This window comes from Bacillus mycoides, from assembly GCF_000832605.1.
GTDB lineage: Bacteria > Bacillota > Bacilli > Bacillales > Bacillaceae_G > Bacillus_A > Bacillus_A mycoides.
Genome location: NZ_CP009691.1, coordinates 263,330 through 284,757 on the forward strand (window position 1 = coordinate 263,330; position 21,428 = coordinate 284,757).

The 21,428-nt window shown below is 32.9% G+C and carries 14 protein-coding genes; 11 read left to right on the plus strand and 3 right to left on the minus strand.

Annotated elements, in window-relative coordinates:
* Positions 1-214 precede the first annotated feature (214 nt).
* Complete coding sequence (locus BG05_RS01395; protein ID WP_003193493.1) at positions 215-901, minus strand: hypothetical protein; 687 nt, start codon at positions 899-901, stop codon at positions 215-217.
* 539 nt (positions 902-1,440) lie between these two features.
* Between BG05_RS01395 and BG05_RS01400 the strand changes: the two genes are divergently transcribed.
* From BG05_RS01400 to BG05_RS01410, 3 genes are all read left to right on the plus strand, one after another.
* Positions 1,441-2,991: a replication-relaxation family protein gene (locus BG05_RS01400; protein ID WP_033734530.1), complete on the plus strand. Its 1,551-nt coding sequence runs from the start codon at positions 1,441-1,443 to the stop codon at positions 2,989-2,991.
* The gene (locus BG05_RS01405) at positions 2,963-6,037 is read left to right on the plus strand and encodes a type IV secretory system conjugative DNA transfer family protein (RefSeq protein ID WP_033734532.1); all 3,075 of its coding nucleotides are present in this window, start codon (positions 2,963-2,965) and stop codon (positions 6,035-6,037) included. Before BG05_RS01400 ends, BG05_RS01405 begins: the two co-directional genes overlap by 29 nt.
* 171 nt (positions 6,038-6,208) lie before the next feature.
* Complete coding sequence (locus BG05_RS01410; RefSeq protein ID WP_003193499.1) at positions 6,209-6,799, plus strand: SUKH-4 family immunity protein; 591 nt, start codon at positions 6,209-6,211, stop codon at positions 6,797-6,799.
* 146 nt (positions 6,800-6,945) lie between these two features.
* On the opposite strand, the gene BG05_RS30975 is transcribed toward BG05_RS01410, so the two are convergent.
* Positions 6,946-7,104: a hypothetical protein gene (locus BG05_RS30975; RefSeq protein ID WP_001163383.1), complete on the minus strand. Its 159-nt coding sequence runs from the start codon at positions 7,102-7,104 to the stop codon at positions 6,946-6,948.
* Positions 7,105-7,377: 273 nt separating this feature from the next.
* On the opposite strand from BG05_RS30975, the gene BG05_RS01415 reads away from it, so the two are divergent.
* Entirely contained in the window at positions 7,378-7,635 is a 258-nt protein-coding gene (locus BG05_RS01415) for a hypothetical protein (protein ID WP_016127829.1), read from the plus strand.
* A gap of 334 nt (positions 7,636-7,969) precedes the next feature.
* Here the strand turns inward: BG05_RS01415 and BG05_RS01420 are convergent, their stop codons facing one another.
* Positions 7,970-9,667 (minus strand): helix-turn-helix domain-containing protein, encoded by a 1,698-nt coding sequence (locus BG05_RS01420; RefSeq protein ID WP_003193501.1) that lies wholly within the window; start codon positions 9,665-9,667, stop codon positions 7,970-7,972.
* Between the two features lie 1,580 nt (positions 9,668-11,247).
* Between BG05_RS01420 and BG05_RS01425 the strand changes: the two genes are divergently transcribed.
* From BG05_RS01425 to BG05_RS01460, 7 genes are all read left to right on the plus strand, one after another.
* Complete coding sequence (locus BG05_RS01425; protein WP_016127830.1) at positions 11,248-12,957, plus strand: hypothetical protein; 1,710 nt, start codon at positions 11,248-11,250, stop codon at positions 12,955-12,957.
* Positions 12,958-13,959: 1,002 nt separating this feature from the next.
* Positions 13,960-15,066 (plus strand): conjugal transfer protein, encoded by a 1,107-nt coding sequence (locus tag BG05_RS01435; RefSeq protein WP_003193576.1) that lies wholly within the window; start codon positions 13,960-13,962, stop codon positions 15,064-15,066.
* A gap of 2 nt (positions 15,067-15,068) precedes the next feature.
* Positions 15,069-15,359, plus strand: a complete 291-nt coding sequence (locus BG05_RS01440) for a hypothetical protein (RefSeq protein ID WP_003193577.1) — start codon at positions 15,069-15,071, stop codon at positions 15,357-15,359.
* Between the two features lie 41 nt (positions 15,360-15,400).
* Positions 15,401-15,805 carry a TcpE family conjugal transfer membrane protein gene (locus tag BG05_RS01445; RefSeq protein WP_000192364.1) on the plus strand — a complete coding sequence of 135 codons (405 nt, stop codon included), beginning with the start codon at positions 15,401-15,403 and terminating at the stop codon, positions 15,803-15,805.
* A gap of 59 nt (positions 15,806-15,864) precedes the next feature.
* Complete coding sequence (locus tag BG05_RS01450; RefSeq protein WP_033734553.1) at positions 15,865-18,405, plus strand: ATP-binding protein; 2,541 nt, start codon at positions 15,865-15,867, stop codon at positions 18,403-18,405.
* A gap of 1 nt (position 18,406) precedes the next feature.
* Positions 18,407-18,889, plus strand: coding sequence for a hypothetical protein (locus BG05_RS01455; protein WP_003193582.1), 483 nt, complete (start codon positions 18,407-18,409; stop codon positions 18,887-18,889).
* Between the two features lie 34 nt (positions 18,890-18,923).
* Positions 18,924-21,290 (plus strand): CD3337/EF1877 family mobilome membrane protein, encoded by a 2,367-nt coding sequence (locus BG05_RS01460; protein ID WP_234706354.1) that lies wholly within the window; start codon positions 18,924-18,926, stop codon positions 21,288-21,290.
* Positions 21,291-21,428: the final 138 nt, after the last annotated feature.

The window sequence follows — 21,428 nt, forward strand, 5'->3', positions numbered from 1 at the left end:
TCTATTACACTTGTACAACCTACATGTACATACTATATATAAGACTTATATAAAAACACCTATAAATGAAGGTTTTATGTGCTTTTATATTAATTTCATGTCAATATAACATCATCACAAATTTTTATACGTCTTACTTATAAGTCTTATATGTACAGTGTATAAATAAGTCTATAAAAAAAGAGTAATACTTAATAAAGTATTACTCTTCTAACTATAAAGTTTTATATAAAACACTTAGTTTATTGAAAAGAACTTCATGATCCCGTTTCTTATTTACCAACTCATTTCTCTCTCTGTTGTCAACAGAAAGGAAAGGGGATGTTAATGTCATATTATATTTAGTTATTTCTTTTATTAATTCCGTAGTTATTTCTGATATTTGCAGGAATAACACATAAAATTGTGATTCATTTTCATTCAATTGGCTAGTTTTATAGTTAAGTTCTACAAACTTGTCAGTATAACTTGTCAATTTCATATCAATATAATCGCTATAACTAACATGTGAAGTCATAATGCTGCTAAACTCAGCTAAACTAATTAATTTCTTTGTTAAACATAGGTTTACTAAATAAATCCTGTATAAAGATTTAAATGAAATAGAATATTTAGCTCTTTTTTTTATTAATTGGATGTATTCACCGTATTTGTTGATTAAATACCTTAATTGATTAGATTTTATCCTCAAAATTCTACTGACTTGTGCGGTATTATACGTTTTATAAGGATCTAGAGCTGCAAACTTTATTGGGATTATCTCATGTTCGTTAGATAATGTGGTGATTACTTTGGTATAAAGAAGGTCCGTTTCAAATTCACTTTGTATTATCTTTTTTATTAACCCATATTCTGTGTTCCAATTCCGCATTTTTTCACCCCTTAAATCAGATTGTAACATGCAAAATATGAAATATACATAATTTTCATTTATTTTCTTATGTTTATTTACTTATTTCTTTTATGATGTAATTTTTCCTTCTGAATAAACAAATACCTCTACAGAATTAAATGCAATTCTGTTTAATACCTAGTTTCATCTATGCAAAAGTATATTCACTGTACATTCTATCTATTTTTGATACTCTACACATATATGACGGAATACATATGACGAACCCTTTTTTCATCATTAGAGTTCGTCATATGTTCTCTTATCTATGTCGAAGTACATATGACGAACTCTAATAACAAATTTCTACTTGATAACATTGAAGTTTATTACTTACACCTGACGAAATAATATGTGTTTTTAAACCAAGAGTTCATAGGGGATAATGGGTTGCTTTTTTGCAAATTTCAGTTAAAATATACATTAATCATTTTTATGTACTAAACTGCTTAATTTATCCAACATTAATTACTTTTATTTCATGATAATTGCACTCGATTTTATGCGAGTTTCCGTATATTTTTTCCATATCAAGGGAGTGTTTAAAATTGAAAAAATCATTTGATCATGCCGTTAAATATATCGTCGGAGAAAATGATCGTGGAGTTTATTTTAATCGTTCTGACATTTTTACAGTTTTGTTTTTATATGAACAACGAACAGTATCTCAAATTCAATTACGAAAATTTTATGAATTGATAAGTGGGGAGCCTATAAGTCGAACAACATTTTCATCCAAGTTAACTAAGTGGGCAAAAATGAAATTAATAAAAAAAGAAAATATAAGTGTGAGAAAAAAGCGCGGCTTTACATTGGATTTCGTTTCTATCGCTTCTAAAGGAGCAGAAATATTATATCGTTTAAAATTAATTACTGATTGCAGTACCTCGTTTGTTACCAAAAGGCACTACGAACACAATATAGCTATTACACAATTTGTGCTAAATCTACTTGAAGCAGAATCCCAAAATGAACATACCGGTGCAATTGTAGGTGGTAATGGAGATTATCTTTTTCCGCTAAACTCAATTGTAAAGCAAAACTTACATTTGCCCAACCTAATGTATTCCGATTCAAATGATGTTTACTTTTTATACGAAGATGAAGAGTATCGCGAAATGTTTCAACCAGAACTTCAACCCTTTTCCTTCCAACCAGATTTACCTCAACTCGTTTATTCATTTCGTCCATCTAAAGAGTTTTATCCAGACTCAAAGGGAAACCCTTTAATAATTCCTGATTGGGTTATTACTTGTAACGATTCTATTATCAATATTGAAGTTGATACAGGATCAGAAAACATTCCATTTTTAGAAAATAAACTAAAAAAATATCTCGATATCGCTGCTGCTAACCCATCTAAACAGTTTTACGTGTTATTTTCAGTGATTGATGACTCCTATCACACAATTTCTACTTACAAAAAAAGGACTACACGTGTAACAAATTTAAAAAAATCTTTCAGCAATATACCACGTTTAAGTGTAGTGAATAACCTAAATGTTTACGTATGTAATATGGGTGGATCGGCACTTGTAATAAATAATATTCTTCAAGAAATTCGCGAAATTAATAGTTTAAGCAAAGGTCATCTGCTCAAAAAAATCACTGAACGCTTAAATATAAATTCTTCTTTCCCTTATTCGGTAGAGTGGATATCTAATAAAAATGAAATTCAAGCGAAAGGGATTCAGCATTCTAAACTACTTGAGCTTACAGATGACATTTTGGTATTACGAAAAAAATCATCTGATGAAGAAAAAAAATCTTTAGATTACTTAGAAATATTATGTATATTAACAATACTTAAGGTAGGGGAGGTTAACACACACTTTAAATTACAACAATTATCAGGATTGTTGGCCATGCAAAATCAACAACGAACACTAAACCCAATTAAGCTAATGGGGATATATGTAGCGGATGAATTAGAGCATGGGCAGCAGGCCATTTTTACTGACTTGTATCACAATTCCATAGCACCAGAGCATATTTTATTGGCTACTTCTGCTGAATTGCTTAATTTCACCGCTGTTTTTTATTCGTTAAAAGAGAGGGTGAAACAAGAATTTGGAGAATGCAGTTCAAAAGAATACTGAACTCAATACAACACCAGGTAATGGGGAGGGTCCAAAATCGGGAAAGAGCAAACAAAAATCCTATACAGTCACAATCGACATTACAAAAAGTTGGAAATATCGATTAGCAGCTCGCTCATCATACTACGTTATTACATTACTACTGCTACTAGCTTGGTATTTTTCTTTAAGAGGGATATATAAGTACGCTTCTTTCTGGTCATTTCAAATGGGAGCTCCATTACCTACCTTAAGTATCTTTGGTAATCCGTTCGATACTCATTATTACATTGAAACATTTTTTAGCTTTTGGATATTAATTTATACTTGGCAGCTTTCAACTAAGGTTAAGACATATCAGGAGATAAAACGTAGATGGTTTATTTTCTCAATGATGTTAATCGGAATTGTTGCCCAGTACTTATGGGCGTTTAGTGTTCCATTAGCTAAGATATTCATACCATTCTTAAATTCAAAAGCTGGGGAAGTTTCACTAAATGACAAAGGATTAGAGGATACTATACTTTCAAATTTTAGTAATATCATGCACCTTGTATTTGCTATACCTGTAATTATTATTATTCTCGTACTCTTATGGCTCTTTAAGATTTTTTATGAACATAAAAAAGAGCTTTTAGATGAATTCGGAAAATGGGAATACGTATTTAAAATACCTGGTTGGATGCTTTCCTTTTTGAATGATGATCGTCAACGAAAACTTGCTACTTCATTACACAGATTTTTCACTGAAAAAAATCCATCAAAATTGCCAGAACCCGATATCTTTCTTGGTCCTAACAGTGCTACACGGGAAATGGCAGTAATACAGGGCAAGTCTTTAACACTTAATATAATGATCATCGGTAACATTGGTACAGGTAAATCAGCTGCACTAGGTTTACCAATTGCTAATCAAATTCTTGACTATATGGCTTCAATGATTAATAACTTTAAAACCTTATATGCAAGAAAAGATTATCATTCAGAGGATGTAAAAGGAACGCAGGTAAATGGTCTTACAGTTATCGAGCCATCTAATGACTTCTGCGAAAAGGTATATAACTTGGTATTGGCACACAAGATTCCCGATAGTGTTATTTTCTATTTAGATCCAACAAATCCTGATACCCCTTCAATAAATTTCGTACGTGGTCCAGTTGATAAAGTTGCTGAGATGTTATGTTCAGTATTAACGGGGCTCTCTGATAATGGAGCAGGAAATCCTTTCTTCGTTCAATCTGAGCGTTCCCATCTTAAACAACATATTTACTTGTTAAAACTGCATGATTCAAAATTTGAAGCTAGATTTGAACATTTAATTGATATGTATAATGATGCTAATCTCGTTTTTGAGATGCATCTCAAATTAAAAGAACGACTTCCAAATGATATTGAAGCTATTCCAGATAGAGATGAACGAAACCATTGGCGCATAATGAAACAAGTAGATGAATGGTTTGATTTAAATTATGTTCCCGAAATATCTGGTGGCCGTGGGGGAGGGGAAGTTGTTTATCATACTGAAGGGAAATACTATGGGCAACCTAAGATTATTGATAAACAAGAAACCTTCGTTCGTGGTTTACGAAACACATTAAATGATATTTCTGCTCAACCTCTGCTCCGTCGTGTTTTATGTGGTTCATCGAATTTTGATTTTGAGAAGCATTTGGAATTTGGAGGTATCCTTTTAATCAATACAGCGAAAGGGGAACTTTCTGATCTATCTGATGTATTCGGTAAATTATGTTTATATGCCGTGCAGAATGCTGTTTTCCGTCGTAAGCCTAACGTATCTCCATACCATCCTGTTTTAGTTGATGAGTTTGCGGATTACATTTATAAAGCATTTAAAAGTTTTCCTGCTCAATCACGTAAATATAAAGCACCTTTAATTGTTATTGCACAAACAATTAGTCAATTAGCAATTGAACATGGCCCAAGATTCATGGATATCCTGTTAGGAACATTTCGTAACAAACTTGTTTATGGTGATGTTACTAATGAAGACGCTAAATTGTTTAGTAAGCTAATGGGTACGAAAACAATTTATGAGGCACGTGAAGGTGATCAAGAAATTGATATGGTAACAGCAGAAACGAAAACACAAAGTACACGTAGAACATCCTACTCTTATTCGAAAACAGAAGTACCCATTCTTTCTGAAAATGATATCTTAATTCAAAAAGCATTCCAGTGTGCTGCTAAAATTGTAAAAGATAATGCTCCTCAAGGAGGAATACAAGTAAATGCAAACTTTGTTCCTGCCACTGAGTTTAAAACAGCTAAAATTCAAGTTGATGCAGAAGCAGCTGTTTATTGGCTAAAAATTCGTGAAGAGTCATTAAATGTGGAAATTAAATATGAGGATTATGTCACAGATACAGATGTTGATATTGAAGAAACTGTAATTGAGGAATTGAGTACACCTAAAACAGTGCCTACTGCAATAGAAGGTTGGTTACAAACGTTAAATCCTGATACTTACGATTTTTATAATAATGAAGATGATACTGACAATGAAGATGAATTAACAAATACTCAACCTGTGCAAGATCACTCAAGAAACTCTGCACCTAAACTAGAAAAGGAGGACACTACAGTATCAATTCCTACTTCTAATACAACAGAACACGCAGAAATTAATGAAGTGATCAATGTTCAAAAAGAAAATGTATCAGATACAAGTAAACATAGAGAGCCTATAGAACTTAACAAAAAAGCACCAGTTATTACTGAAACTCCAATAGAAGTGTCAAGGACGAAGCATACACCACAATATAGAGAGCCTGCTTACACATCGACTGTAACTCACAATCAGCCGGAACAGGAAATTCAACGAACTGCAGAAATCAATGGTAAAAATACAACATCTAACTTAACAATGCAATGGCTACAACAAATGACTGCTACTGCTTCTCAAGATGATGAAAATACATTACCTTTAGATGAAATGGAAGGAGGTTCTCGTCTTCACAATCGTAAAGTAGCAGAAGTAACTCCAGAAAGTGCGGCAATTAAGGATAAACTCAGTCAATATATCGAAGGTGACATTGATAATGATTGATACATTAAGCATATAACGAATATTTCTACTGGTAAAAAGGTGTGGGTTGTAAACTCATACCTTTTTATTATTTCATATGCCACTTTCCCCAAGGAGACCATTTCTTTATGCTAAAATTTAATTGAGTTGGTGAAGAAACAGAAAATGGATTAAATATTAAGGTTTGGAGGAATGACATTGGAAATAGCCAAATTAAATTTGCCCATTGATAGTATGCATTTTTTACTTAATCATCAAATTAAAGAAAATGAATTCGAATGTCTCAATGTAGAATTTCACACCTATTCTAATGGTTTTCTTTTAGATGTAGTGGAATGGACAAAACAAAATGATTTTTCTTTATCGATATTGGATAAAGAATATACAGAAAAGTTTTTAGCGAGTTTAGAGAAGTTTAAATCATACCTTGTTATTGGAAGTAATATGGACTCAGGTAATCTAATTACTATCTACCAACCCACAGGAGAAATATATGAGCTAGAACATGAAATTACGGAAAGAGTAGAAAGATATTTTGTCAATTCTTCTATAGAGAAAATGTATTGCTGCTTCAATTATTTTAAAAAGTATTGGGTTCAACTAATAGAGCAGGAACACTACAAAAATCATGATCTAATAAACACTTTTTATGAATTAAAGAACACATTAGCGGAGTTTGATACTAACATATTAATAAATGATGATGACTACAATAGACAATTTTGGAATTCATTATATCAAAGTAATTTAAACTTCCTTTTGGAAAAGTCAGACGAGAAATAGATTATCTCTAATTGAGATACTTACATGAAATAAACGTTATATCAAAGTAAAAAAAGAGTTTTTAAGAAACAAAAGCAGATTAAGGAATAGCTCCTTACTGGTTAAAATTTCACTAGAAAAATAAAAAAACAGTAAGGAGTGGTTTCTTAATCCCGCATTGCACCTGCTTCTCGGGAAGTCATTGCTCCTTGTCCTTCTTTTACATCATTTTGAATTTCTTGTTTCACTTTTTGCGCATCAGTTTCTGCAAATTTTGGTTTCATAATAGAACCAGACTTTTCTATATCTTTTTTATCATGTTGCATACAAACCCTCCTGACTTTAACGTTTAACAATCTTATTATGTACAAAGATATACATGGTATCCACTTGTGGATTTAAATTAAAGTTTAACTGTTTATAAAAAAGTCGTACCGTTTTGAAAAAAGTTTAACCATTTATAAAAAAGGTAAATCAAAATAGTTGAAGAAGGAAGTATTTAAGCCCTGTACAGCATATAGGAACAGTAGACCTTTATTTGTAAAAGAAACACTCTAACTATAAGTTTTAAACGATAAATATATAAGGAGGAAGTTTTTATGACGCGTTGCACAAATTGCAAAAAAAGATGGAACGCTTTGCAGGTATGGTCATTGTTCTTTAAAAGAGAAGGGAAAGACTGCCCGTATTGTCTTCAAACTCAATATCTGTCAGCTGATACATTAAGACAATTTTCAGGAACGAGATTACTCAACGTAGATCCATTATTCTTGTGGATTTTTCCTATTTTCGCTACATTGAGTGGAAATGATGAAACATACAACGTCCTTTTTAAGGATAAATCAAATAAAAAATAATATAAATTGTGGATTTGAAATATAGTTACGATGTTTCTAAAAAAGATGCGATGCTTTATTTCCTTCAATCCAAAAATTCCAAGTAAGTTTGATTAAACTTTTTTATAAAATCTAAAATTAAATCTACTAGATCAGAATCTTTTTGATTAATCTTTTTTCAAAATAGATTCTGATTATTTATCATGAAATACGGGTTTGTGAAGTGTTTTTGAACAAACTTTATTTTAAAGCAACACCACTGAGCAATCGAGCGCGTTTATGGAGTAATACAGGCAGAATATGAACAAACTAAAAAGAAGCAGGTACCTCTCCATTTAAAGGTATCTGCTTCTCTTTACATAGATTCTATAATCATTTGTCTTTCATACCACTTGTTTAGTTTTTCATTAACACTTTTTGAAATACGCTTCATTTTGTTATTACAGAATCTTGATAGCGTAGCAGGGGATAGACCTATTTCATCTGCTATCTCACGCATTGTTTTATTTTGATTCATATGCTGATTCATAATTTTCTCTCGAATCATATCCTCTGATCCTACAGTAGGTTGTTTTACCGTATCTGCAATATAACGCTCCTCTTGCTTCTCTTGTGTATCTATTGTCTTTTTCTTCACCATACTATCTATATTATTCATCAATTCTTTTGGAGGTAAAATAATGATTCCCAACTTTTCAAAGTAATTCTTAAACCAATTGCGTTCTCCTATCTTTGTTTCATCCAATTCTTCTGCATATGCCCAATGTGAAATGACATTTTCTTTTTCTAAGTCAATTAAAACATTTTCTAGTTGTTCTCGAATTCGATGTGGACGTCCATTCGTAGTTTTGATACCCATTACAGATAGTAAACCTTTTTCTCCACCAATGGAGTATGGTCTTTTTAAAGTACTGTATTGCTGACGGATTCTCCACTGCCATGATAAATAACGTATTAAACGTTTATGAAACTTATGTCTATAGCTATTATACTCTAGTGCTTTTTTCGATAATAAAGCAGTTGTACTATTAGAGCCATACAAATAGCCTGATAAGAAACTACCTGGTTTAATCTTACAGGATTCTATTCCCATATATTCATTAGTATTCTTATCTCTCCATAACACTACAGAATCGAGTACGAATAGCCTTTTGATTACTTCACGTTTTACTTCGAATTGTTTCCCAGTTTCTGCTTGATCGTTCAGTACTACAACTTCATTATCATCATTCAAATAAATAAAGATACTGGCTAAAGCTGCTATACGTTGTGCTATTTTTATCTTATCTTCTGCGCGATAATACTCTACACCGTTTGCAGATGCTTTTGGCATATTGCACAATTCCAATACGTTTTCATAACTAAAATCTATGAATTCGTCTGGAGATTTAGCTTGATTTAACCACTGAATTGTAATGGTATCCAAACAATCTGCTGTAAGGTCATCCATATTACTAATTACTCCATCAACCAATATAGACCATCTTTCTGCTTCGTTTGTGTTAACTAGTCTCAAGTCCTCATCCTTATGTGAGGATAGTTGTGCAACTCCACTTGAATTTTTCGTTTCTAATGGCAATACCGGTTTTGCTACTGCTCCATCTTCCTCAAAATGATTTTTTGCTATTCCATCACGTAGTTGATAATACATTGCGTCATTGGTTACAGGATAGTAATCATCCGATATATCTTCTATATGTTCTGTTACCTGACTATCTTCAAAAATTGAAATTTGAGTTGGTTCAACTGCTTCAACTTTTTCTCCGAATTCTTGTTCAATGATCTTATCTAGTACATTTTGAATCTCAATTTTATATTTATCCAGATTGGCATAAATGTTCAACAACGATATTCCTTGCTCTTGTTTCTGACCTAACCAAGAAACAAGTGTTGAAAAGGAAGGGGACATATTAGCTGATGTTACTAATTTATCGTGATTCTCTTGTACTTCTTTATAGTATTTATTCCATTTGGCCCATAACTGCTTGTTTTCTTCATAAATTGGAGCAGCAAGTAGGAGGGCATCACTGAACAATGCTAATACTTTCTCCATATTTAAATTCCTCCTAACAATGTTAATTACAAATATAATTTGAATCTTAAAAATGTGAAACGTCATAGCTATATGATGGCTACATAGCCTTGAAGTTGAAATATTATCAGAATAGTCCTTACAGGTGTCAGCTTTCTTATACAATCTAATTATGGAATCATTTAATTTCTTCTGTGCTTGTCTTTATTATATAAAACTGTTTCTATTTGTAAAATTACTACTTTACAATACAGTTTCAATTTTTAAAAGTAAATTAGCTATTTACTCTGATTTTCTTGCTACATTATTTTACTGCCTTATTGTGGCTATAACTCTTTACTTGAAATCCTACAGCTTTATTGTGGCTATAAACTTCTTACTTGAAATCCTACAGCTTTATTGTGGCTATAAACTTCTTACTTGAAATCCTACAGCCTTATTGTGGCTATAACTCTTTACTTGGAATCCTACAGCTTTATTGTGGCTATAACTCTTTACTTGAAATCCTACAGCTTTATTGTGGCTATAACTCTTTACTTGAAATCCTACAGCCTTATTGTGGCTATAACTCTTTACTTGGAATCCTACAGCTTTATTGTGGCTATAAACTTCTTACTTGAAATCCTACAGCCTTATTGTGGCTATAAACTTCTTACTTGAAATCCTACAGCCTTATTGTAGCTATAACTCTTTACTTGAAATCCTACAGCTTCATTATGGCTATAAACTTCTTACTTGAAATCCTACGGCCTTATTGTGGCTATACTCCCTTACTTGAAATTATATAGCCTTATCATGGCTGCAACTCTTTATCTTTAATTAGACATAGCTCTATTGTGGCTACAATTTAGTAATTTATGAAACGTTATAGCTATATGATGGCTACAACTCTTAAAAAATGAAACGAGCATGCCCTGATTATTATCCGTCTAAAAAAAATTTTATTCTATGTAATTTTATGATAAACGTTGATATAAAGCCATTTCATAAAATATGATTGAAAACTCCATTAAACCATTATAGCTATATGATGGCTACAACTTTCATCATAAAACCTCACAAAAATCCATATATAACAAGGATTACAGCGGTTTTCTATATAATTTAAGTTGTTTTGAAAACATGAAACGTTATAGCTATATGACGGCAAGAAATATGAAATGAAATGAAACGCTTATAGCGGTATGACGGCTACAACTTTTAAGTAAAAGTAAGGATAAACCCCTATATAACAACGTTTATATGGTATTAATAAAATATTATCATTCAACCAAAACTTGAAACGTTATAGCTATATGATGGCTACAACTGTAAAATAAAATCAGCTAAGAACCCTATTAAATCAATGGTTTATAAGGATTTACCACCATTTATACTACGTTTCATATTTACTAAACTTCATAGACCTATGGTGGCAACAAACTTTTTTTCATGAAACGTCAAACCCCTTGTCGCACAAGGGATTGAGGCACGTTTCATTTTTTTATTTTTCCTCTTAAAGGGACAAATTTCACCAGCATTCGATTTGATATAATCAAAAATGAAATTCTATATCTAATTGTAGGGAAAACTGCAACTTAAAATAAAAGGAGGTGAAAAAGATGGCAAAGCCTTTCGTTATAAAGAACAAACGTAGTTTGAATGGTGAAACAACAACACCGGTAATTGTAACAATTAAATCATGGCAAAAGTTAGTAGAAGCTTTGGAAGGTAAATATTACAGTTTTAAAGATACTTATCTAGAAGACATTGTGAATTCAATGTCCTATGAAGAACGAATTGCAGATGAAGAGGGATTTGTTGAACAAGCAAAGCCATCTTTTTCACTGAAAATGAAAAAGATTGTAGATAAAGTAAGTGGATTTGATAAAAACGAAGGCAGAAAACATAAGCTATATGGTATTACAAATGCTGATTTAGAAGTATTTCTATTTCTTCATAAAAAATGTAATACATATGGTGAGCTTTCACATGTATCAATCCACATGCTTTGGGAAGATTATAAAAATTATAAAGAAGCATTTGCACATATTCACCACTCACAATTTTATGTGGCTTTGAAGAAGTTAAGTTTCCATAACATCATTACAATTGAAAATGAGTACAGTGGTAAATATAAAATCACCTTAACTGATTTCATGAATAAGGAAACGAATAAAGCAAATGCATATACATTTATTAGCCCGATAGTATTTACCAAAGAATTCTTTGAGTTATCCATTGCAGCTAAGAAACTATTCATGGATGTAGCAATGCAGCAGAAACGCGAAACTACCCTGAAACGTTCTTTATTCAAAGTTGATGAACAAGGAAACTCAACACACTTTGGTGGTATGTATCGTTACTTACATAAGAAATACCCACATCAGATTCGTGCTGTACTTGAGGAATTAGAAACAAAACTTTCTGCTACTGAATCTCCTTTATTTAAAATTTGCAAGTTAGAAAAAGGGAAGAGGAATAAAAAGCAATACACAACATTGCATTTATCTGTACATCCTGATTTCTTATGTGCGAAAGAAGAAGGAGCAGAATACCGTGATCCATTTACACCACGAGATACATATAAGCGTAAAGTTAAATTCATTGAGAACTTGTTAGTTGAAATGAATATTGCTGAATTTGCAAAGGATATGAACCAATTTATTAACGTTTTAAAACACTCTTGTCACCGTCAAATTCGCCAAGTGGTTCGTGGCTTACGAGAAATGATTGATCGACAAGAAGGATATCCGAAAAAGCTTGTTTATACGCTAAGTAAATTATTAAAGCAATCTTCTCAATATCGTGTATTAGACACTGCTGCTAAAACTGGAATTTATCCTTTAATTACACACAATATACCTAAACATGATCAAGAAGAGGCCATTTTTAAATTTGGTACTCATTTTGCTATATACTCTTTACGAAATGTTCAAAAGCTATTCCGTAAAGCGCATGACCTGCTTCATGCGAAATATGCTGTACCTGTAACTATAGATGCTTACCATCGTAATTACATGCAGTATCAAGAGGAATCACTATTTAGAAAATATGCTTATGAGCAAGGAGTAAATATTAACACATATACAGCATTAGAAATTGAAATTCGCGAACTCTTAAAGTCTAGTGGTCATAAAGGAAATCAAATCCCTAGTGATATTCGTGAACTGTTCATTGAAAAAATTGATAAATTGCCGAAGGAAAAGATTCGTGTAATTGAGGTCCCTGAAGACTTTGATTTAATTCAGTTTCTACAGTCCTTAGAAGCATATTACCGTTCAACAAGTGAAATACCACATACGGTTGATCAGCTGCTTCCAGCAATGTAAAGATACAGCTCTCTATTTTTGAAAAAACAAAAGTGGAGGGCTATTCGTGTTGGAGATACCCTGTGAAATGCATTACTTCAAACAAAACAGAGAGAAAGTTTTCAATTTTAATGATCACGCCTCTCTATTTTTTATGCAATTACATACATTGCACGTAAATCAAAATGAGATATTCACAATTTCTGAGTTATTAAATCTGAATTTTCAATCCTTTTGTGTCATTTCATCTACAAAAAAGCAGAAATATTTTTTATAATTCTGTTGATATCTTAATAATTTTGACCTGATGTGTATAACATAAAGCCTTAAGTACTGTTCTTATCATGTTCTATCTCTAAATCTACTTAAAATCAGAAAAACTTCTGTTAGTTATGTTTAAAAAGTGGATTCTGTTCCTAACTTTGACCAATTTGTTAATAAATTGTGTGTAGTTTTTAAGAAATGTGGAAAGTTTGTTCATAAATCAGCAAAATTTGCATTTATTATTTATTCATTCACTCGCATCAAATTAACGATGATTATATGTAGTTTTTATATACCTACTTTACGATATTTTGTAGTTTTTAATCATCATCCAGCTCATTAAGTACATTCCCAGTATTTACTTTTTATGATTTTTTACGGCTAGAGTAATTATGAACCCTTAGCACAGCAATGTTTTAAGACGATTTTTTCTCTGTATAAAAGTTTTATCTTTTTTCTTTATATATATTAAAGATATATATTATATTAGGTTTTTATATTGTGTAATACTTACTATAGAGAATAGACCCTGTGTAAAACCAATTTCATTTCTTAATGGAATTGGTTTTTTTATGTACTTTAATAAACATTATATTTAGTTTTAATCATTCTAAAAAAATTTTGATATAAAACATAAATTTTTTTTTATTTCTCTTAGATTTCCGAAAAAAGTAAATCATACTTAAAGTAGATAGTTGATTAGTGGAAATTACAATGAAATTTGTAATCTCCTAACCATTTAAAAAGAGAGGTGAAGACATGGTAAAAAAGAAGTCCCAGGAAAACGCCGAAAAAAAGAAATTTACATTCTTTAAAAAAGCAAAGAATAAAACAACTGAAATATTAGATATGCAACAAGAAAATTCAGAAGCGCTTAAAGAAAAGAAGAAACGTAAAACAAGGGGGAAAGTTCCAGCGATAACAGGAAGAAAAGTAGGTAAGGTTACATTTTGGTGTGTGATGGGATTTGTGTTTGCAGGAAGCTCCCTTTCATTTATCCAACTTGCTGGTCCTCCTAGAGCAGTAGCTGTTCAAGAAAAGAAGGAGGAACCCGTAAAAATTAAAATGTCAGAAGCAGAATTAATTGCATATGCGAATAGTTTTGCCGCTGATTATTTTAATTGGAAGGTTGATATGAATGTAGCTGAAGCGCGGAAAAAACGATTAGAAAAATATTTAGTTGAAGGATCCGATGAGCAAGGAGGATTAAATAGAGATACTTTAAAAAATGCTTCTAGTACTTTAGTTAAGTCGGAAGCAGTAGAAGTCCGTCAAAAAGGAAATGAAGCAGAAGTTACATTGAAAATCATTCAGAAGCTAGAACCTGTAAATAATCCTGCTCCTGGGACGACACAAGCTCCAGACACACCAAAAGAACCAAAAGAAGTTACAAGGTACTTCTCTATTCCAATTTTAATGGAGAAAGGGAAAATGGTAGTCCCTAACAATCCTACGATCGTTCATGGAGAGAGAGAAAAGGCCCCTTATAAAGTAGCCACTTTCAAATCAGAAGGACGAGAAATTAATACAGATGCAGAAATAAAAAAAGTAGAACAATTTTTACAATCTGTATTTAAAGTGTATACAGAAGGAACACCAGAAGAAATTGCTTACTACTTTGAAAAAAGTAATATAACAAATGGACTAAAAGGTATTATGACATTTAGCAAATTAGAAAACCTTCGTATTTATGAAGATAAAGATAAAGGTTATAAAGTCTTAGTTGATGCAAAATTAAAAGACAACGATAGCAGCTTAGAGTACACATACACATATGACTTAAATTTAGTAAATAAAGATAACAAGTTTTCAATTAGCTCTTTGAAAAAATTTGAAAATACGTTAGAGAAAGTGGAGGGTAAATAATTATGGAGCTTTTGGGATTAGATATGTTAGCTCACCAATTACCTGCTATTACAGACGCAGCTGTAATAGGTAATATTAATTTTGGAGTAAATATTAAAAATTGGTTAGTAGCTCAATTAGGTCCAATCTTTTTAGTTGTAGCACTTATTGGAGTAATTATCTTTGCAGTTAAACGACAAATGGCTGGTTTACTTGGTTGGATAATTGTTTGTGCACTATTATCAGTTTTTGTATTCTCACCAGACATTTTCAAAGATCTTGGTACAAAATTATATAATTTTGTATTCAAGTGATAAATTAAAAATCTCTGAAAATATTAAAGGGGTTGGTAGAAATGACTCAAAAGCCGACTCGTAAAGAAGTTAGGACATACAACTCGATATGGGATATTCCTAAGAGCTTATACGGGATAAGGGACTTAACCCTCCCTTTCCCAGTTCCTTATAGACAGTTGGGCTTCTTTGTTGGATCTTTACTTTTAATTTTAATTCTAGATCAGTTTTTACCTTTAGGAAATAATGTGTTTTTAAAATATTTAATACTACCAGGTGGAATAGCATACTTCTTTGGCAATGTAGAATTGGATGGAAAAAGCCCACATAAATTTTTATTTCGATTTTTCGTGTTTATGTTCGAAAATAAGAAGATTAGCCGCTATAAAGATACAACTGGTAATATTGGAAACTATCAATATAAAACCTTAATACGATTCAAGGATGATTCAATCAATAATAAGTAATTAATTAATCTATACGGAAGAATTATTTTAGTCTCATATTCTTCTCTAAGGAGGGTAAAATGAATCAGGTTGAATTTCCAGTCAAATACTTTCACGAAAATTTGATTTTTAACCAAGATGGCTCTTGCTGGGCGTATTATGAGGCATACGGAATACCATACGAGTTCCGAGGAGATGATGATAAAAATACCTTATTCATGCGTCAACTTGGCTTGTTTTGGAATTTTGATGAAGAAAAGCACCTCTTAATGATTCCTGTTTATCAGAACTTCCAAGAAAAAGCAGATGAATTCAAAGAAACAGTAAGCGGTGAATTAAAAGAACTTGCAATTGATCATACAGATGATGTCGTACATGAGCTAGAACGAAAATTTGGTAAAAATGCAGTAGAGTACCGATATTTTATTGGCGTGAAATTAAAGGTAAGACACATACAAGAAGGGTTTAAAGAAATGTTGTACACAGCATTTCATACCTTTAAAAACACTGCAGAACAGTTTGGGTTACTTGGTGATACCAAAATACTAAAAACTGATTTGGAGATGTTTAAAAGAGAAGCTAGCGCTTTTAAAAATAAAATAAGAAAACATTTGGCTGTAAGGGCTCTAGAAACTAATGAAACGCAATGGATTATATTAAAAAACTTCTATCGCACATTAGAGGCGCCAGTAACTGCTGGATGGACACCTCCCGTACAGAATGACGACTCTGCAATCATACCAAATCAAGAAAGCTTATTACGATTATCCGAAGCAGAATTTGATGTTAAAGGAAGACATATTGAAATGTCCCAGATTGGTACCGACGGGTTAGAATATCCAGCATATATGAGCTTTTTATCTACATCTAAAATCCCATATACGATGGAGTTTCCAGACCAAGAGTGGATGTATATGATTCAAAACATAGATTTCCCTATTGAATTAAGTGTCCGTACAGAAAACATAAATCATCGTAAAGCACTATCTAAACTAAATAAGAAGAAAAAGGATTTAGAAGATCAAGAAATGCATGCAAGGGAAAATGCACAAACTGTTGGATTAAACGTGTATGAAGGTGTTCAGGAAGCTACTGAGCTACAAGCCCTCATACAAAAGACACGTATGCCGTTAGTAAAAACATCAGTATCTTTCTGTATATGTGCCGAAGATTTAGATACAATGCGTCGGAATACAAATTCACTCATTTCTATTTATAGAGAGATGATGATTGAACTAGTAAGACCATATGGAGATCAGTTTCTCCTGTTTAATGAACATATCCCTGGGGCAAGAAGGTATGTAAATGATTATATACACTTTATGGAACCTGGAGTACTTGCGGCCGGTATGTTTGGAGCAACACAAGATTTAGGGGATAATATCGGGTTTTATATTGGAACAACTGGTATTTTAAACAAAGCAGTCTATATGACACCTTCTCTCGCAGCAACAAATACCGTTGCAAATCAAAAAACAAGCGCACTTTCAGTTGCAGTAACAGGAAGTACTGGTTCCGGTAAATCATTTGGAACGAACTTAATTGTTTACTTAGCTGTACTTGGAGGAGCTCAAACTCTGATAGTCGATCCGAAAGGTGAGAGGGGGAACTGGACAGAAGATTTACACGGTTTAGAAGGTAAAGTAAACGTAATTACACTAGGGACTGATAGACGAGATGAAGGAAAACTAGACCCATTTATCATTCATAAACATAGCCGAAAAGACGCAATTGAGTTAGCAATGACAATTCTTACTTTCATTACAGGTATTAAACCTGATAACTCGGAAAAATTCCCACGCTTGGCTTCTGCTGTAGAATTTGTTGCAGGAATGGAAGAGCCATGCTTAACGGCTGTATCTCAATACCTTGAAGATAGTGAGGATAAAGTGGAACAACAATTAGCCGCTCATATTCAAGCATTTGAGAATTTATCATTTGCACACTTAATCTTTGGTGATGGAACAAATAGAGATATCGAACTTGATACAGCAGTAAATATCATACAAATTCAGCATCTTGACATGCCAGATATTCAAAAGGATCCGAAAGATTATACCTTACAGGAAAATTTATCTGTTAGTATGCTGATGTCTCTATCTTCTTTTGCAAGAAAATTCTTTCAAAAAGACCCTACTAAATTCAAAATTGTTTTATTGGATGAAGCATGGGCAATTATGGGGACTTCTCAAGGGCGAGAGTTAGCCCGTAAGCTAGTTCGTGAAGGTCGTGCCTTAAACTCTGCAGTATACTTTGCTACTCAAAGTGCAAGTGACCTTGGAGATGAGACATTTAAGAATAATATCGGTATGAAGTTCTCATTCCGTAATACCGACAGTAAAGAAATTTCTTCAATCTTAGATTTCTTTGGATTACCTGATAATGAAGAAAATCATGCGATTATTACTAATTTAGAAACAGGACAATGTTTATTCCAGGATATTCAGGGAAGAACAGGCGTTGTCACAATGGATGTAGTGTTCAAGGATCTATACGATGCATTCGATACAAGACCAAATGCAAGAAAGAATTATAGAAAGTCAAATGATGATGAAAAGCAGGAAGTTAATGCAACCTTTGTCGAAGGAGGGGGAGAAAAAATAAATGTAGGAGTGAGTTAATATGTTAAAAACTAAATTTAAAAAAATTATGCTAACAAGTCTATGTGTAGGTACTCTTATCCTGAGTGCGGCATGTGGTAATAGTGAAAAAACTGTAGGAGAAGAAAAGGATAAACAAGGGCACACTCCAAGGGAAGTTATGCTTGATTTTGTAAAAGCTGATTTACAGCGTGATCATAAAACAATACTTAAGCTTGTAGTGGATGGGGATAAAGATACTATATTGGACCGAAATCAAGGACCTAAAAATAATTTATCTTACAAAGATTATAAAGTAAAAGAGTATGTGGTGGATAAGGATACAATTATGTATAACTTTAGCTCGAAAAAACCCCCTAAAAACATCGATAAAGAAGTGAAGTGGATAAGGGTAGTTCGAACAGGTGAAGGTTTTAAAGTACGTAGTTATGCTGCTCCTTATCGAAATGAAATTGATGAAGTGGCAGATACTAAACCAACAAGTGAGTTTAGTTCAAACGATTAGTAGGTTTTCCCATAAAAAGGGGGAGTAACATGAAATGAAAAAGTTTATTACCCTATTGTTGTTAGTTTGTACATTCGTATTAGCATTTAATTTACTATTTAAAGCAGCACCAGTATATGCAGATGAGGAACCCAGACCATCTCTTTTAGATGATATTATTCCAAAGAGTAAGGAAAAATTAAAATATGAAGAGTACCCTCCAAGTAGCTATGGGATTGATATTTATACACCAGAAGGTGGATTTGGTGAATCTCTTAAATTTTGGAAATGGGGAGATAAAGTAAAAGAACAAATGGTCGCTGTATTGTTTAGCCTCATTAGTATTGGATGGACTCTTAATCTTGCAGTTAGTACTTTTGTAACAAGTATGGTTGGGCAATCTATGAGTCTTAATATAGTGGCCGATGTTGGGGATAAATTAGGAGATGTTATTTCAAAAGCGGCAGGATTTAATGGTTCCTGGGGTACTGGTATTTATAGTGAACTAATAGGCCTTATGTTAGCTTTCTTAGCTTGCTGGGTTATATGGGTTGGATTTGTAGAGCGACGTCAATCAGAAATGTTAGGCGGCTTATTGAAAGCTTTAGGTATTCTAGTTTTTACATTGGGTTTCTTTGCAAACTCAAGCTATATCATTAAAGGTCTAAACAATTTTTCCGAACAAACAAATAAGACAGTTCTTGATGCTACTCAAAGTATTGCGGGAACTAAAGAAGGTTATTCAAGTGGTGTAGATTCCATTACCGATTTAACACATACTCTATTAATTAAACAACCTTATACATTATTACAATTTGGTACAACAGATATGAAGAAAATTGGTGATGAAAGAATTAAAAAGATGCTAACAACTACTAATACTGATGAGAGACAAAAGCTTCTAGAACATGAAGTGAAAGATGAAAATAATAAAATTCTGGAATTAGACGCTACCTTTGAACGTGGTGCATTAGTACTATTACTTTTTGTAATTAATGGACCATTATGGGTGGTTTTATGCTTATGTAGTATGGCGATGCTATTCTATCAATTGATGTTCATCATTGTGGCTTTAATGTCACCAGTAATGTTATTGATGGCTTTAGTACCTGCGTGGACTGGGACAGCTAAGAGATTTTTAGCTGAGTTGTTTCGAACACTGCTTATGAAAGTTGCAATTGGCTTTCTTATAACTTTAATGTTTTGGGTTTCTTCAATCTTATTTAGCGCAACTGATAAGTATGGTTATTTAGTAGTTGCTGCATTACAAGTACTTTCGTTCTTAGGTGTTTGGTTATATCGTAAAACAATTTTCGATGCAATTACTACAGTACCAGCAAATGCAGGGGCAGCAAGAGCTTCAGATGCTATGAGTAATATTAGGCAGAAATATCGTGATGTTAGACGTGGATCTAAGACAGTTGGAAGAGGTGTAGCAGTAGCTGGCGCCGCGGGTGTTACAAGTGCTGCGGTGGCAGGGAAAATGGGTAAATCAGGCTATAGTAAGTTTAAACAGTTAAAAGAAAACTATGCAGATAGAAAAGAAAAGGTAGCAGATGGTAAACGCAAGGAAAAAGAACAAATGCAAGCAGAAAAAGAAAAAAATATTAATCAAATGAAAAAAGAAGAAAATTTAGGTGTTCGCGATAGAAAAGGAAATCAGGAGCAAGAAAGGGTTAAGGAAGAAGTAGCCGCAACTAAAGAGAATCCAGAATTAGCAGTACGAGGGAAACATGAAGATAATAATCCTGAAATACAACAAGCAGAACTAAAAGATAAAGAAGAGGATGTAAAAGCGGATGTTAAACCAGTAGCGCAATCAAACGAGGAACTAAATAATAAAGAAGAAGATGTAAAAGCTCAAGTTAGACCGGTAGCAAATCAAAATAATGGTGGACTTGAGAATAAGCAAGAAGATGTAAAGGCGGAAGCAAAACCAGTAGCAACAATTAAAACACCAACGGGTCAAACAAAATCAATGGATGGCAAATCGATCACAACACCACAGTCAGGAACAACACCATCACCAGCGAATCCGATGGATGGCAAACCGATCACAACACCACAGTCAGGGACAACACCATCACCAGCGAATCCGATGGAAAGTAAGCCAATCACAACACCACAGTCAGGAACAACACCATCACCAGCGAATCCGATGGAAAGTAAGCCAATCACAACACCACAGTCAGGAACAACACCATCACCAGCGAATCCGATGGAAAGTAAGCCAATCACAACACCACAGTCGGGAACAACACCATCACAACCGAAACCGATTGAGAGTAAACCAGTCACTACTTCACATGTAAGTACGCCACAAAAACAAGTAGAGGTAAAACCGGAGCGATTCAATGTTTTTTTAATAATTGTTCCCGTTGAGATTATGGAGCAAGCTATCGTGACGTTAGTAAAAAAATAGAGGAACTATTGGAGCCGTGAACTACTCGCCTCTTAGCAATGTATGATGTGGGGACCCCTCAGTTCCACGAAGAAAGTAATCTTTCATCCCCCTAAGCGTTACTTTGGGGGCCACACTAGATGTCCAACGTTTGGATGC

What these genes read in the sequence shown, in the direction of transcription:
- BG05_RS01395 (WP_003193493.1), bottom strand. Translation starts at nt 901, where the DNA reads ATGTTACAATCTGATTTAAGGGGTGAAAAAATGCGGAATTGGAACACA.
- BG05_RS01410 (WP_003193499.1), top strand. Translation starts at nt 6,209, where the DNA reads ATGACATTGGAAATAGCCAAATTAAATTTGCCCATTGATAGTATGCAT.
- BG05_RS30975 (WP_001163383.1), bottom strand. Translation starts at nt 7,104, where the DNA reads ATGCAACATGATAAAAAAGATATAGAAAAGTCTGGTTCTATTATGAAA.
- BG05_RS01415 (WP_016127829.1), top strand. Translation starts at nt 7,378, where the DNA reads ATGACGCGTTGCACAAATTGCAAAAAAAGATGGAACGCTTTGCAGGTA.
- BG05_RS01420 (WP_003193501.1), bottom strand. Translation starts at nt 9,667, where the DNA reads ATGGAGAAAGTATTAGCATTGTTCAGTGATGCCCTCCTACTTGCTGCT.
- BG05_RS01425 (WP_016127830.1), top strand. Translation starts at nt 11,248, where the DNA reads ATGGCAAAGCCTTTCGTTATAAAGAACAAACGTAGTTTGAATGGTGAA.
- BG05_RS01435 (WP_003193576.1), top strand. Translation starts at nt 13,960, where the DNA reads ATGGTAAAAAAGAAGTCCCAGGAAAACGCCGAAAAAAAGAAATTTACA.
- BG05_RS01440 (WP_003193577.1), top strand. Translation starts at nt 15,069, where the DNA reads ATGGAGCTTTTGGGATTAGATATGTTAGCTCACCAATTACCTGCTATT.
- BG05_RS01445 (WP_000192364.1), top strand. Translation starts at nt 15,401, where the DNA reads ATGACTCAAAAGCCGACTCGTAAAGAAGTTAGGACATACAACTCGATA.
- BG05_RS01450 (WP_033734553.1), top strand. Translation starts at nt 15,865, where the DNA reads ATGAATCAGGTTGAATTTCCAGTCAAATACTTTCACGAAAATTTGATT.
- BG05_RS01455 (WP_003193582.1), top strand. Translation starts at nt 18,407, where the DNA reads ATGTTAAAAACTAAATTTAAAAAAATTATGCTAACAAGTCTATGTGTA.
- BG05_RS01460 (WP_234706354.1), top strand. Translation starts at nt 18,924, where the DNA reads ATGAAAAAGTTTATTACCCTATTGTTGTTAGTTTGTACATTCGTATTA.